At 56.9% G+C, this 13,578-nt stretch carries 14 protein-coding genes; 4 read left to right on the top strand and 10 right to left on the bottom strand.

What is annotated here, in order from left to right; genetic code table 11:
- Position 1: 1 nt before the first annotated feature.
- Positions 2-619, top strand: a complete 618-nt coding sequence (acpT, locus tag GXP72_RS21415) for a 4'-phosphopantetheinyl transferase AcpT (RefSeq protein ID WP_208763318.1) — start codon at positions 2-4, stop codon at positions 617-619.
- On the opposite strand, the gene arnF is transcribed toward acpT, so the two are convergent.
- The 8 genes from arnF to GXP72_RS21455 form a co-directional block, all read right to left on the bottom strand.
- Positions 567-956, bottom strand: coding sequence for a 4-amino-4-deoxy-L-arabinose-phosphoundecaprenol flippase subunit ArnF (arnF, locus tag GXP72_RS21420; protein ID WP_208763319.1), 390 nt, complete (start codon positions 954-956; stop codon positions 567-569). The genes acpT and arnF overlap by 53 nt on opposite strands.
- The gene (gene arnE / locus GXP72_RS21425) at positions 953-1,288 is read right to left on the bottom strand and encodes a 4-amino-4-deoxy-L-arabinose-phosphoundecaprenol flippase subunit ArnE (RefSeq protein ID WP_032645411.1); all 336 of its coding nucleotides are present in this window, start codon (positions 1,286-1,288) and stop codon (positions 953-955) included. The genes arnF and arnE overlap by 4 nt, the downstream gene beginning before the upstream one ends.
- Positions 1,288-2,943 (bottom strand): lipid IV(A) 4-amino-4-deoxy-L-arabinosyltransferase, encoded by a 1,656-nt coding sequence (gene arnT / locus GXP72_RS21430; RefSeq protein WP_208763320.1) that lies wholly within the window; start codon positions 2,941-2,943, stop codon positions 1,288-1,290. Before arnT ends, arnE begins: the two co-directional genes overlap by 1 nt.
- Positions 2,940-3,842 (bottom strand): 4-deoxy-4-formamido-L-arabinose-phosphoundecaprenol deformylase, encoded by a 903-nt coding sequence (gene arnD, locus GXP72_RS21435; RefSeq protein WP_024908858.1) that lies wholly within the window; start codon positions 3,840-3,842, stop codon positions 2,940-2,942. The genes arnT and arnD overlap by 4 nt, the downstream gene beginning before the upstream one ends.
- The gene (gene arnA, locus GXP72_RS21440) at positions 3,839-5,821 is read right to left on the bottom strand and encodes a bifunctional UDP-4-amino-4-deoxy-L-arabinose formyltransferase/UDP-glucuronic acid oxidase ArnA (protein ID WP_208763321.1); all 1,983 of its coding nucleotides are present in this window, start codon (positions 5,819-5,821) and stop codon (positions 3,839-3,841) included. The genes arnD and arnA overlap by 4 nt, the downstream gene beginning before the upstream one ends.
- Complete coding sequence (arnC, locus tag GXP72_RS21445) at positions 5,818-6,801, bottom strand: undecaprenyl-phosphate 4-deoxy-4-formamido-L-arabinose transferase (RefSeq protein WP_023333737.1); 984 nt, start codon at positions 6,799-6,801, stop codon at positions 5,818-5,820. The genes arnA and arnC overlap by 4 nt, the downstream gene beginning before the upstream one ends.
- 1 nt (position 6,802) lies before the next feature.
- Positions 6,803-7,942, bottom strand: coding sequence for a UDP-4-amino-4-deoxy-L-arabinose aminotransferase (arnB, locus tag GXP72_RS21450; protein ID WP_061716347.1), 1,140 nt, complete (start codon positions 7,940-7,942; stop codon positions 6,803-6,805).
- 452 nt (positions 7,943-8,394) lie between these two features.
- A complete protein-coding gene (locus GXP72_RS21455; protein WP_208763322.1) occupies positions 8,395-8,901 on the bottom strand; it encodes a phenolic acid decarboxylase in 507 nt (168 codons plus the stop codon).
- Between the two features lie 99 nt (positions 8,902-9,000).
- Between GXP72_RS21455 and GXP72_RS21460 the strand changes: the two genes are divergently transcribed.
- The 3 genes from GXP72_RS21460 (at position 9,001) to GXP72_RS21475 (ending at position 11,896) form a co-directional block, all read left to right on the top strand.
- Complete coding sequence (locus tag GXP72_RS21460; RefSeq protein ID WP_208763323.1) at positions 9,001-9,882, top strand: LysR family transcriptional regulator; 882 nt, start codon at positions 9,001-9,003, stop codon at positions 9,880-9,882.
- 32 nt (positions 9,883-9,914) lie between these two features.
- Positions 9,915-10,709, top strand: coding sequence for an SDR family NAD(P)-dependent oxidoreductase (locus tag GXP72_RS21465; RefSeq protein ID WP_021242161.1), 795 nt, complete (start codon positions 9,915-9,917; stop codon positions 10,707-10,709).
- A gap of 524 nt (positions 10,710-11,233) precedes the next feature.
- A complete protein-coding gene (locus GXP72_RS21475) occupies positions 11,234-11,896 on the top strand; it encodes an HAD family hydrolase (protein ID WP_024908852.1) in 663 nt (220 codons plus the stop codon).
- 66 nt (positions 11,897-11,962) lie between these two features.
- On the opposite strand, the gene GXP72_RS21480 is transcribed toward GXP72_RS21475, so the two are convergent.
- Entirely contained in the window at positions 11,963-12,988 is a 1,026-nt protein-coding gene (locus GXP72_RS21480) for a TerC/Alx family metal homeostasis membrane protein (RefSeq protein WP_024908851.1), read from the bottom strand.
- A 166-nt stretch (positions 12,989-13,154) separates the two neighbouring features.
- Complete coding sequence (locus GXP72_RS21485) at positions 13,155-13,553, bottom strand: potassium channel family protein (RefSeq protein WP_024908850.1); 399 nt, start codon at positions 13,551-13,553, stop codon at positions 13,155-13,157.
- Between the last annotated feature and the right edge of the window lie 25 nt (positions 13,554-13,578).

Genomic DNA, 13,578 nt, shown 5'->3' on the forward strand with positions numbered 1-13,578 from the left:
TATGTACCAGTTTGTACTGGGAAAGATCTCCACCCTTAGCGCGGACCCGCTGGCGTCAACGCTCGCACACAGGGCACCTCAGGGTGCCCGACATGCCTCCTGGCTGGCCGGGAGGACGCTGCTCGCCAGAACGTTATCCCCTAACCCGCTCCCCGACATCATTTACGGTGAGCAGGGGAAACCAGCCTTTGCGAAGGGTCATCCACTGTGGTTCAACCTGAGCCACAGCGGTGACGATATCGCCTTACTGATGAGCGATGAAGGCGAAGTCGGCTGTGATATCGAAGTGATTCGTCCAAGGAAGAACTGGCAGGCGCTGGCTAATGCGGTATTCAGCGTGACAGAGCATGATGAGCTGGAGCGTGAAGCGCCCGAGGAACGGCTTTCTGCGTTCTGGCGTATCTGGACACGGAAAGAAGCGATTGTGAAACAGCGTGGCGGCAGTGCCTGGCAGATTGTCAGCATCGACAGCACTGCGCAGACACATGCGGTCAGTCAGTTACAGGTCGGCTCGCTGAGCCTTGCCGTCTGCACATCGACCCCTTATACCCTGACCAACGAGTCGATTATTCACGTTGGGACGTTCGGGGCAGAAAAATCACTAACACACCCAGAATAATAAACCCGACCCCCGCCAGCCCGTGCCAGGAAAAATGCTCCTCCCAGCCCGGCAGCAGGATCGCGATGCCCCACACCAGAATATAACTGAGGCTCAGCAAGGCATAGGCTTTGCTGAGCGCCATACGATGCAGCGCCAGATACCAGCAGCCCATAGAGGCCACATACCCCATCAACCCCAGCAGCAGCGCGCCCGTGCCGGATGAGAAGTGCCACAGCGCGGAAATCAGCGCCAGAACATCGCTGACCGGTGGCAGTGCCAGCATGGCGTCTCGCAGCAACAGCTGCGCGGCGCTGACTAACAGCACGCTGCATAAGGCCCAAAACGCTCCTTTCACAGGCTCCCTCCCAGGATAACAATCCCAACGATGATCAACCCCACCCCCAGCCAGTGATGCAACGCGACGGTTTCACGCCAGAATACCTTCGCCGCCAGCGTCACCCAGACAAAATTGAGGCTCAGCATAGGGTAGGCAATGCCGACAGGCAGGCGTTGCAGCACCACCAGCCAGACCAGCATCCCGCTGCCCAGCGCCAGCAGGGCCAGGCCAAGCCACAGCGCAATATGCGCCCCACGCCGCCCGGCTTTCGCCGGACGGGTGGCTTGTTTCTGACACAGTTGTCCCGCGCAGCTGAGCAGGCTTGCCAGTATCAGCCAGATCCAGGTCATCACTTCGGCAGATACTGCAGGTAGGCCAGACGGCCCTGGATATACAGGCTATCCGGTTCTGGCAGATTAGCCCGCGAAAGGTCATCGCGTTTTGACAGCAGGATAACCAGCGATACGCGTCCCTGCTGACGGTGCTCTGCCAGCCACTGCGCGAAGTCATCTCTACCGACAAAACGATCTTTCACATCAGGATAATCCAGCCCGTAACGCAGCTCGCCGCTCTGACCAAACAGCGTGATGTCATTGCGCTTCAGCTCCCACGCCAGGCCAGCGGCCACGCCCACGTTATTGGCCAGAACAAATCGGCTGTCCTGAAGCGGCTCGCGCACGGTGTCGACCAGCGACTGCGGCTGTTTGGAATCCACCACCAGGTTAGGAATGGCAAAACCAATCAGCAGCGCCAGCCCCGCAGGGCACAGTGCCGCCAGCCACCAGCGCTGCTGACTCTGCCTGAACGTAAACCAGCCTACCGCGGCCCAGATAAGGAACGCGACCACCGCGCAGAAGACTTTATACAGTTCGACCGAGGTCCAGACCGGATGCTTAGACAGTCCCCACGGCGAGACCACTAGTGCCGCTATCACGCCGATAACGCCAAACGCCAGGTTAATCCCGCCGTTAATGCGCAACGCTCTGGCACCTTTCTCCGCCGCGAGGCAGGCATAGCGCGCCATCAGGATCGCCAGCGGGGCAAAGCACGGCAGGATGTAAGTCGGCAGCTTGCCTTTGGCAATGCTGAAGAACAGCAGCGGCATCACCACCCATCCCAGCAGATAGAACCCGCCACCCGCGTTTTGTCGGTCATTCCAGCCGAGACGAAACGCGCCGGGCAGCAGCGCCAGCCACGGCAGGCTACCCGCAATCAGGAACGGTATGTAGTACCAGAACGGGGCTTTGTGCTGCGCGTCGCTCTGGGCGAAACGCTGAATATGCTCAACCCAGAAGAAGTAACGCCAGAAGTCAGGCTCACGTTGCGCAATGGCCAGCCCCCATGGCAGAACAATCAGCACGCAGCTCAGGATCGCGAGCCAGCCAAAAATCAGCACCTCTTTCCAGCGCTTCTGGGCGATCACCCACGGCAGCACGCCAATCACCGGTACCGCCAGCGCCAGGAAGCCTTTGGTCATCACCCCCATCCCGCAGGCCAGCCCGAGCAGCACATAGCCACCCGCTTTTCCGGCAACGGTTTGCGCCTGTGAGGCCAGCCAGAAGCTGCACATCGCCGCCACCAGCCACAGGGTGATGACAGGATCCAGCACCGCATACGTGCCGATGCCATACACCAGGAACAGGGTCAGGAAGATCAGGCCAGAGAAAATGGCAGTCCGCTTATCTCGCCAGAGACGCCAGGCCATCCAGATGACCAGCAGCGCCGCTACCCCTGTAGAGAATATGGAACCGGCGCGCACGGCGAGGTTGGTGTGCCCGAACAGCATCTGCCCGATACTGTTGATCCAGTAGCCAGCGATCGGCTTTTCAAAGTAACGCAGCCCCAGAAAATGCGGGACAACCCAGTCTCCGGAGGCCAGCATTTCGCGGCTGATTTCCGCATAGCGCGTTTCATCAGGCTGCCACAGCAGGCGGGCATCGACAGGAATGAGGTAGTAAACGATAAACAGTGCGAGAAGCGCTAAGCCATAACGGGCTGTTTTCATGGGACCGGACTCACGGTTTGTTGATAGCCAAGCCAGCCTTCCCGGCCAGCCAGTTCATTACGTACGACTTTGCCCACGGGCAGGGTGCTGAGGTCGTCTGGCAGCAGCTCGCTCAACGGGCAGAATTCGATGCCCTCCTGAGCGGCCATGGTCAGCAGTTCGTCGAAATCATGCTGATACGCAATCCCTTCCACTTCGGCATGGATGGTATACACCGGCGTACCGGCGTCACGATGAATGCGGTCCAGAATGTAGCGATTGAACTCATCCGCCTTTACCTCGCGTCCGACCACTTCATCCCAGGTGGGAAGCGTGACCGGAATTTGCACCGTACCGTAGCGATTTTCGCCTAACAGCGGCAAAAAGGGTCCGGTTCCGCGGCAATCGCTGTTGTAGCGAAACGCGAAGGCTTCTTTGGCTTTCACGACGCGCTGATCCGCACGCCATCCCGCCACGGCAGAGCAGCGCACGGGCTGACCGGTAATGGCCTCCAGCTCCAGCATCCCCCGCTCGACCTCACGGGACAGGCGCGGGATGTCCCAGACGCCTGCCCAGGCTTGCCAGGCATGGTGATCCCAGGCATGCAGGCCAATCTCATGATGCTGAGCCGCCTCGCGGATAATCGCTTCATTACCCGCGCCGATGCGTCTGCCGGGCCAGGCGGTGCCGGCCAGCAAAATATCCCAGCCATAGAGGGATGCTGCGCGCGAGCGCAGCATTTTGAACAGAAATGCCGGTTTAACCAGACGCCATAAATGGCGTCCCATGTTGTCAGGCCCCACGCTGAAGAAAATGCTGGAACGCACACCGTGCTTGCTCAGCAGTTCCAGCAGTTTGGGTACGCCGTCACGCGTTCCCCTGAAGGTGTCGACATCAATGCGTAAACCGACTTTTTTCATGAGTCCTGTTCCGACAGCTCCACGGTGCGCAGGAAGAAATCGAGCGTCTCATCAATGGTAAGCTCCATCTTCACCGTCGGCGTCCAGTTCAGGCAGCGCTTCGCATTGCGAATGCTTGGCTTACGGTGCTCAACGTCCTGATACCCTTTACCGTAGTAGCTGCTGCTTTCCACTTCGCGGAAACCGGCAAACGGCGGGAACTTATCGCGCAGCGGATGACGCTCGAAGCTGGCCAGCAGCATCTCGGCCAGCTCGCGAATGCTCGCTTCGTTGTCCGGGTTACCGATGTTAATGATCTCACCGTTGCAGCGGTTATCTTTGTTCTCGATGATGCGGAACAGCGCTTCGATACCGTCGCTGATATCGGTAAAGCAGCGTTTCTGTTTCCCGCCTTCGATAAGCTTAATTGGTGAGCCTTCCACCAGGTTCAGGATCAGCTGGGTGATCGCACGGGAGCTGCCGATACGCGCCGCGTTCAGGTTATCCAGACGTGGCCCCATCCAGTTGAACGGACGGAACAGGGTAAAGCGCAGACCTTCTTTCTCACCGTAGGCCCAAATCACGCGGTCCAGCAGCTGTTTGGAGACGGAGTAGATCCAGCGCTGTTTGTTGATCGGCCCGACCACCAGGTTGGAGGTGTCTTCGTCGAAGTTCTTATCGGTACACATGCCGTACACTTCAGAGGTGGACGGGAAGATGATGCGCTTGTCGTATTTCACGCAGTCGCGGATGATCTTCAGGTTCTCTTCGAAGTCCAGCTCGAACACGCGAAGCGGGTTACGGGTGTACTCGATTGGCGTGGCAATGGCGACCAGCGGCAGCACCACGTCGCATTTTTTAATGTGATATTCGATCCACTCGGAATGGATGCTGATATCCCCTTCCACGAAGTGGAAACGCGGGTTGTCGAGGAAACGACTGATCGCATCAGAGCCGATATCCAGACCGTAGATTTCGTAGTTATCGTCTTTGAGCAGACGCTCGGTCAGGTGGTTACCGATAAAGCCGTTTACGCCGAGGATCAGCACGCGGGTACGGCGTTTGATGGCTACAACCGGTGCGCTGGTGATCAGCGCCCCGGTCACCAGGCCCAGAGACTGAGCCAGCTGTGTGCCCTGAACGTACAGGCCGTTGTCGGTTTGTCCGGTGACGATCTCCAGCGCCTGCTCGCCGCAGCTCACAATCAGCGGGGAGACAGAGACGACGGTGCCCGGTTTAGCGGCGGGAATATCGTCACGCACGCGGGATTTCCAGACGATAAATTTGCTAACGCCAGCAAAGCTGTACGCGCCCGGCCACGGGTCGGTCACGGCGCGCACCAGGTTGTGCAGCTGGCGGGCCGGTTTGTTCCAGTCCAGACGACCATCTTCCGGCGTACGGCGACCAAAGCTGCTTGCCTTGCTCTCATCCTGCGCGGTTTCGCTGAAGGTGCCGCTGAGGATGGCGGGAAGTGCATCACGCAGCAGCGTCTGTGCCGTCGCGTTCAGCTTGTGATGCAGCTGCAGCGCAGTTTCGTCCGCATCAATAGCGACCTTCTGCTGTGCCACGATAGCGCCCGCATCCGCACGGTGCACCATGCGGTGCAGCGTCACGCCCGTTTCCGTTTCACCGTTCACCAGCACCCAGTTCAGCGGGGCGCGGCCACGGTAGGCCGGCAGCAGAGAGCCGTGAAGATTAAAGGCACCTTTTGCAGCCAGGCCTAAGATCTCGTCGGAGAGCAGGTTGCGATAGTAGAACGAGAAGATCACGTCAGGCGCGAGCGCGCGGATGCGATCCACCCACAGCGGGTGATTTACGTCGTCCGGCGCATAAACCGGGATCCCACGCTCGGCGGCGATACGCGCCACGGAGCCGAAAAAGTTATTCTCTCCGGCGGTGTCCGGATGGGTAAAGATTGCCGCAATGTCATAGCCCGCTTCCAGCAGGGCCAGCGTGCCCGTGCACCCCATATCGTGATAGGCAAATACAACAGCTTTCATGGGTGAATTTCCTCTTGAGATGCTTTGTGTTCCTGACGGACAACACGTTGAATAAAGTAGCGCGGACGCGCGCGAACATCGTTATAGATACGGCCAATGTATTCACCGAGAAGGCCCATCCCGACAAACTGGGCGCCGATGAACATAAACAGCACGGCAAAGAGCATGAAGACCCCTTCCGCCGCCCACTGCGGGCCAAAGACCAGTCGCAGTACCACCAGCAGAACGGACAGCGCAAAACCGGCCACGGCGATGATGCTGCCGAACACGCTCAGCAGACGCAGCGGCGTGGTGGTCAGGCAGGTGATGAGGTCATACATCAGGTTGATGAGACGCATAAAGCTGTACTTCGATTCCCCGTGCTCGCGCTCGGCGTGCAGAACCGGGATTTCCGTTGCCTTGCGGGCAAAGGTGTTCGCCAGAATAGGAATGAAGGTGCTGCGCTCATGGCAATGCAGCATGGCGTCGACAATATGGCGGCGGTAGGCGCGCAGCATGCAGCCGTAGTCACCCATCGCTTTACCGGTGGTGCGCTGGATCAGGCGGTTAATGGTGCGTGACGCCAGCTTACGGAACAGGCTGTCCTGGCGGTTCTGACGTACCGTGCCAACCACGTCATAGCCTTCATCGGCTTTGGCAACCAGGCGCGGGATCTCTTCCGGCGGGTTTTGCAGGTCAGCATCCAGGGTGATGATCAGATCGCCCGTGACGTGGCTAAACCCCGCCATAATCGCCGAATGCTGGCCGTAGTTGCGGTTGAGCAGCACGGCCACAATGTGGCTGCCTTCAGCCTGCGCGGCTTCGGTCAGCATCAGTGCGGAATTATCGCTACTGCCGTCATCCACCAGCAGAATTTCGTAAGCCTTGCCCATCGTGTCACAGGCGGCCGTTGTACGGCGGATCAGTTCGGGCAGGCTCTCCTGCTCGTTATAAACCGGGATGACCACGGAAACTTTTTGTACAGGCGGTGCACTGAACATATCAATGTCCTGCAAGCTGATGGAGTGCGGTAATGACACGGGTTGTGTCGTCATGAGTCATATCCGGGAAAAGAGGGAGGGAACAAATACGCGCGCTATTCCATTCAGAATTCGGGAGCGATACTTCAGGAAAACGCTCGCGGTAGTATTTTTGGGTGTGGGCCGCGCGGAAGTGGAGGCCGGTACCGATGCCTTTCTCTTTCAGCGCCGCCATCAGGTTGTCGCGTGAGATCCCACAGCGCGCTTCATCAACGCGAATAATAAACAGATGCCAGGCGTGCACGTGCGGCCATGACGGAATGGTGAGCGGCTGGAACGGCGTATCGGCCAGCTCCCGCAGGTAGCGTTCAGCGATTTCCTGGCGGCGCCTGTTGGCCTCTTTCAGTTTACCTAACTGCACCAGCGCCAGCGCGGCATTAATGTCCGCCAGGTTGTATTTATAGCCCGGCGCGATCACTTCCGCCTGCGGCGCACGACCGTGCGTCTGGCGGTCATAGGCGTCTACGCCAAGGCCGTGGAATTTCAGACTGCGGATCCGCTGTGCCAGCTGGGCATTATCCGTGACGACTAAGCCGCCTTCCGCGCAGGTCATATTTTTAATGGCGTGGAAGGAAAAAATCGCCGTCCCTTTCCAGCCCACGTGACGGTTCTTGTAGTACGTTCCGGCGGCATGGGCCGCATCTTCAATAACCGGAATACCGTGACGTTCACCGATGGCATGGATAGCGTCGATTTCACACGGCGCGCCGGCATAATGAACGGGAATAATGGCTTTGGTACGCGGGGTAATGGCGGCTTCAACGGCTTCTGGCGTCACCATTAATGTATCTTTGTCCACATCAATCATGACCGGTGTGGCACCCAGCAACACGATCATATTCAGCGTGGAGACCCAGGTCTGGGAAGGGGTAATGACTTCATCGCCCGGGCCAATATCCAGCGCCATCAGCGTGACGTGCATACCCGCGGTGGCTGAACAGACGGCAATCGCATGCTGATTCCCGGTAAGTTGACAGAATGCCTCTTCAAGTTCCTGATTCTTAGGCCCCGTGGTGATCCAGCCCGACATCAAAACGTCCTGAAGCGCCGCAATTTCCTCAGCGCCCATCGACGGTCGCGAAAAAGGCAGAAAATCACTCATTATTAATTTCCTTGCTGTATTAAAGGCGTCATCTTTTACTGCGCTGTCGTAATGGGCAGCTCAATGGGATCATGCAAGATGGTTATTAAATAAAGACCAAATAAAATTAAGTCGCTATAACAGTTATGTCAACAAACCATCAACTGAAGCAAAAGTAGCGTCGTTTTCTTAGGAAAAAATTAAGACAGGCGAAGAGCAGAAGGGAAACAGCACATAAAATAGGATAGAAAATCGTTTTACAACAGCAAGATAGTCATTCTAACTATTTTTTTGTTTTTTTGTGTGTGGACTCACAGCGATTACTCTACTATTTCATTTTGTTTACATTAAAATTATAAGAAAAGTAAATGAATACTCAACCAAAATAAAAATCCCGGAGGTTTGGGCGGGAATTCCGTCATCCTCCGGGAACTTTCTATTAATATCAATTGTCGCGCATTCAACTGTCGCGCTTAGTTAAGATTAGCAGGAAAATCATTCGGCAATTCGCTGGCGGCGCAGGCGATAACGATTTCATTATTTGCGCCGCAGTCGCGCACAAAGGTGATCGTGGCAAATTCATCAATCACTTCCGTTGGATACGCCGGGCCCGCATCGCGATAGCTGTTCATCAGCGGAATATGGTCGTTCTGGAAGCAGACGGTTTTTTCCGGGTTGTTCATGACCCAGCGCGGGAAGAAGATGGTGCCGTGGAACAGTTTGTCGCCCAGGTTCACAATCAGGCTGACGTCGGTACCGGTTGGCTCGGTCCAGGAAATTTTATAGATGCTCTCCCCTACCCGCACGATGTAAGCCTGCTGATCTTTCACCCAACGGTTTGCCACCAGACCGCTGTGAATACGGTAATCCAGGGTCGTCTCATTTTTGACGTAAATCTCGTAGTTCCAGCCGTTGTCGTAGGTATAAACAAGGTGTTTGCCAACGAAGCCGCTTAAGTCGTGTTTGTCGAAGGTGTTCATAAGATGTCTCCTTTGTTTTGATGAGACGATCGTACCCCTTCAAAAAATGGATGAATAACGCTATGTTTTAATCAAATTCATCCAGATTTTAGATAAATCATGCATAAGACGACGCTGGAACAATGGTCCTTACTGGAACGAGTGGTGGAAGCGGGCAGCTTTGCCAAAGCCGCAGAAGAAACCCACCGCAGCCAGTCTTCGGTGAGCTATAACCTGTCGCTGCTGCAGGAGCGGCTCGGCGTGGCGCTGCTGGTCCCGGAGGGGCGACGGGCGGTGTTAACCCCGGCCGGTGAGCTTCTGCTCAACCAGGTTAAACCGCTGCTGAAAGCCTTTTCGTATGTTGAGACGCGCGCAGCGACCCTTCGCAACGGGATGCGCACGCGGTTGGATCTGGTGGTGGACTCCATTTTCCCGCGCCGCCGCCTGTTCGCTATCCTGCGTCAGTTCCAGCAGCAGTATCCGCAGACCCAGGTACGACTTACCGAAGTGCTGGAAAACACCCGCGCCGACGCCATTAACGACGAAGCCGATGTGATGATCTTAACCCGCCGCCAGGACATTACCGGGCTCGGCGAATGGCTGATGAATATCGACTTTGTTGCCGTGGCCCATCACCAGCATCCCCTCTTTCACCTCGACGCGCCGCTAAATGATGAGATGCTGCGCCCGTGGCCGCTTATCCAGATTGCGGACAGCCAGCCCGCCGCACGTGCTGCCAGTGAGTCGTGGACCTTCTCCACCATCGATGCCGCCATAGAGGCCGTCCTCTCTCAGGTCGGCTACGGCTGGCTGCCAGAGGAACGCATCCAGACCCAGCTGGATCAAGGCGTCCTGAAACGCCTGCCGCTGAGCCACGGTGCGCGCAGAGCAACGCCGCTTCACCTGATTGTAAAGCGCTCCCTCGCCCCGCTTGACGAGCAGGTGGAGACGCTGCTGCGCCTTTTTAGCCAGGAGCCGTCATCCTCACCTGCTACGCTTTAAGGTCCGAACGTTAAAACGATAAGGAGCTGATGATGAAAATCGACTTTACGGGGAAAGTGGCGCTGGTGACCGCCTCAACCGGCGGGATCGGGTTCGCCATTGCCAGAGGGCTGGCAGAAAGCGGTGCCGAGGTGATCGTCAATGGCCGCAGCACGGAATCGGTGAACAAAGGCATTCAGCAGCTGCAGCAGGTGGTGCCGGGCGTACAGGTGCGCGCCGCGATTGCCGATCTCAGCACGGCGGAAGGGGTCGAGTCGCTGCTGAAGGTGGCGAATAACGTCGATATTCTGGTTAACAACGCCGGGATTTACGGCCCGCAGGATTTCTATGCCACCGACGATGAAACCTGGGAGCGTTACTGGCAGACCAACGTGATGTCCGGCGTGCGTCTGTCCCGCGCCCTGCTGCCGGGCATGGTGCAGAAAGGCTGGGGACGCGTGGTGTTTATCTCCTCCGAGTCGGCCTGCAATATCCCGGCGGATATGATCCACTACGGCGTGACCAAAACGGCACAGCTCTCGCTGGCGCGCGGGCTGGCGAAGTTCGTGGCAGGGAGCGGCGTGACGGTCAACAGCGTACTGCCAGGCCCGACGATGTCGGACGGTTTTGCAGAGATGATGAAAGATGAAATCGAAAAAACCGGCAAATCGCTGGAGCAGCTGGCGAAAGAGTTTGTGATGGCCAACCGCCCCAGCTCGGTGATCCAGCGCGCGGCCACGGTTGAAGAGGTGGCCAATATGGTGATTTATGTCTGTTCGCCACAGGCCTCCGCCACCTCCGGCGCGGCGTTACGCGTCGACGGCGGCGTCGTGGATGACATTATTTAATGTTGTCAGGCATCACTTGCCGCAACACGTCGGGCGGAATGGAGCAATCTGCGCGCCGCAATGCGTGATTCCGCCCCGCGGTTACCGGGTGATTTCCCCTTTCTGGTATGGATCGAGAATACGCGAGCGCAGCGGATCCGTTGCCTGATGCTTCAGGGCAGATTTCGCTGGCGATACTGCCAGTTCATGGTTCATCGATAACATCGACGCGGGAAGTTGAAAACTCATTGCAGAAAACGAAGCAAAACTTAACGTGAGGATTGAAATAAGCGATCTAAGAGTCATATCAAGAAAGAGGTAGTGAGTGAGTTTTTCCTTCCCTGTGGGGGCCAAAGGGTTCCCCTAAATATCGTGCGATGTGGCGATAATATAGACAGATCGTTTTTTCACCAATTCTTATCGAGGCCAAAAATGGACTCACTTTGAGATCGCAAGATCGAGAAAAAATGGTGGTGATGTAAGGACTGTCCTGGTAAAGCAGGTAAACTGATCCACAGAATGTGTATTTCAGCTAAGACGTATTTATGACCAATATGATTGCCGACGAGACGGTGGCGAAATCCAGCGTGCTCTCTGTCTTTGACTTTGATGGGACATTAACGCACCACGACAGCTTTATTCCTTTCCTGCGCTTTGCCTTCGGGAAACGTTACTTCGCGGGTCGTCTGGTGCGTATGGCGCTGCCCACGCTCCACTGCGTGCGTCGTAAGCTGACGCGCGATGAGCTAAAGGAAGTGCTGATCAAAACGTTCCTGACGGGCGTGGATGAACACTGGTTGCGCCAGCAGGCGGAAGCCTTTTGCGAAAAATACTGGAACAAGCTGATGCGTCCCGAAGGGGTTCTGGCGGTGGCGGCTGAGGTGAATTCCGGTGCGGAGGTGACCATCTGTTCCGCCTCTCCGGCGCTGGTGCTTCAGCCGTGGGCTGACAAACTGGGCATTAAGCTGATTGGCACGCAGCTGGAAGTGAAAGATGGCAAGCTGACAGGGCGCATCACGGGCCACAACTGCCGCTGCGCCCAGAAGGTGGCAAGGCTTGAAAAAGTGTATGGCGATCTGAACGCCTATCACCTGCGCGCCTGGGGAGACACCCGCGGCGACCACGAGCTGCTGGCGGCGGCGCAGGATCCGCACTGGCGGCACTTCCACCCGCCGCGCAAGCGCCGGAATTCACCGATTAAGGGTTAGGTGCGCTCTGGTGCCCTCACCCCGGCCCTCTCCCACAGGGAGAGGGAGAGGGAGAAAAGCGGTACATCAGGCCTCACGTTTTCCCGGGAACATCACGCTCGCAATAATCCCCAGCGCCAGCACGCCTAGTACCACAAACAGGCTGGCCGTCGCGCCAATGCTGTAACCATGATGCCAGAAGTGGTCGGTGGCATTTAACCCCAGCTTGAACGCCACGAAGAACAGCAGCAGCACCACGGCTTTCTCGAGGTGTACCAGGTACTGCTTCAGCGCTTCCAGCACGAAGTAGAGCGTACGCAGGCCAAGAATGGCGAACATCATGGCGCTGTAGATAATCAGCGGTTCGCGGCTCACGGCAATAATGGCCGGCACGGAGTCAAACGCGAACATCACGTCAGAGAGCTCAACGACGGCCACGCAAAGCAACAGCGGTGTCGCATAGCGCTTCGCCTTCTTCACGCGGCCGACCATCACGTCCTGGTTTTCCGGCTTCTCCAGCTCCGCATCCACCTCTTTCTGCGTCAGAATAAAGGCATTGCTGCTGATTTTCGGCCAGACCGGATAGAAGCGCTTCACCAGGCGATAGGCGAGATGACCCGAGTAATCTTCCACTTCGTCGCTCTCTTCATTACGTCTGAGCATCATCACCGCCGTCCAGCCAACGACCAGCGCGAAAATCACCTCAACGTACGGCCCCAGGCTTAACAGGCTGGTGCCGATAGCCACGAAAATACCGCGGAAGACAATCGCCCCCAGCACGCCCCAGTAGAGCACGCGGTGACGGTACTTATCCGGCACGCCGAACCAGGCGAAGATCGCCATCATCACAAACAGGTTATCGACGGAGAGCACCTCTTCCAGCGCATAGCCGGTGAGGAACAGGCTCGCCATCTCGGCGCCGTGGTGAACGTACAGGAATCCGGCGAAGGCCATCGCCATCATGACCCAGAAGATGGACCACATCGCCGCGCTTTTCAGCGAAACAGGTTTATCGTGACGGTGCATAAAGAGGTCGATAAACATCGCCCCAACGGCCATCACCACAAAGACAACAACGGTTTCCGTCGGGAAACCGAGATGAGCAGCAGACATACAAAACCCTTTTGGCAGACAAAACACAACACCATGCAAACTGGCGTAAACCAGGAACAGAAAAGGGCGGGCCGTTAATCAGCCTCTTCGCCCTCAAAATCGCAGCCATCTGGCCGCGCAAGGAGGGGTACTTTACCTTACCAGACGGGGATCGTGCATCTGCCGTTTAAGCGCTCATGCCGCGCAAACGCTGCAGCACCGCCACCAGAACCGCCACAGACCAGCCTACCATCAACGCGCCCACCAGCCCTTCCACCCCGCCGATGAGCCGCCAGTGCTGGGGCAACGTGACGTCGCCGTACCCTACCGTCGCATAGCTCACCAGCGAAAAGTAGAAGCTGGTATTCCAGTCATTAAACGCGTCGATGACAAAATAAAACGCAGCAAACAGCCCGGCTTCCAGGAGATGGGCGAAAATCATAGAGATCACGATACCGACATTGCGTAAAACAATGCGTACCGCAGAATCGACTTCTAACGTAATGAATTTTAAAACGCCAAACATCCACAGCGAATGAATCACCACGGTTAGGGTAAGCAAAATAATAATACTGAGTAGCTGCATGATGCGTGCTCGACCAAAAGGAATA

Origin of the sequence: Enterobacter sp. SES19 (assembly GCF_011765665.1) — a bacterium.
Lineage (GTDB): Bacteria > Pseudomonadota > Gammaproteobacteria > Enterobacterales > Enterobacteriaceae > Enterobacter > Enterobacter pseudoroggenkampii.

Excerpts from the sequence above, each read along its gene's own strand:
- acpT (WP_208763318.1), top strand. The coding sequence starts at position 2 with ATGTACCAGTTTGTACTGGGAAAGATCTCCACCCTTAGCGCGGACCCG.
- arnE (WP_032645411.1), bottom strand. The coding sequence starts at position 1,288 with ATGACCTGGATCTGGCTGATACTGGCAAGCCTGCTCAGCTGCGCGGGA.
- arnT (WP_208763320.1), bottom strand. The coding sequence starts at position 2,943 with ATGAAAACAGCCCGTTATGGCTTAGCGCTTCTCGCACTGTTTATCGTT.
- arnD (WP_024908858.1), bottom strand. The coding sequence starts at position 3,842 with ATGAAAAAAGTCGGTTTACGCATTGATGTCGACACCTTCAGGGGAACG.
- arnA (WP_208763321.1), bottom strand. The coding sequence starts at position 5,821 with ATGAAAGCTGTTGTATTTGCCTATCACGATATGGGGTGCACGGGCACG.
- arnC (WP_023333737.1), bottom strand. The coding sequence starts at position 6,801 with ATGTTCAGTGCACCGCCTGTACAAAAAGTTTCCGTGGTCATCCCGGTT.
- arnB (WP_061716347.1), bottom strand. The coding sequence starts at position 7,942 with ATGAGTGATTTTCTGCCTTTTTCGCGACCGTCGATGGGCGCTGAGGAA.
- GXP72_RS21455 (WP_208763322.1), bottom strand. The coding sequence starts at position 8,901 with ATGAACACCTTCGACAAACACGACTTAAGCGGCTTCGTTGGCAAACAC.
- GXP72_RS21460 (WP_208763323.1), top strand. The coding sequence starts at position 9,001 with ATGCATAAGACGACGCTGGAACAATGGTCCTTACTGGAACGAGTGGTG.
- GXP72_RS21465 (WP_021242161.1), top strand. The coding sequence starts at position 9,915 with ATGAAAATCGACTTTACGGGGAAAGTGGCGCTGGTGACCGCCTCAACC.
- GXP72_RS21475 (WP_024908852.1), top strand. The coding sequence starts at position 11,234 with ATGACCAATATGATTGCCGACGAGACGGTGGCGAAATCCAGCGTGCTC.
- GXP72_RS21480 (WP_024908851.1), bottom strand. The coding sequence starts at position 12,988 with ATGTCTGCTGCTCATCTCGGTTTCCCGACGGAAACCGTTGTTGTCTTT.
- GXP72_RS21485 (WP_024908850.1), bottom strand. The coding sequence starts at position 13,553 with ATGCAGCTACTCAGTATTATTATTTTGCTTACCCTAACCGTGGTGATT.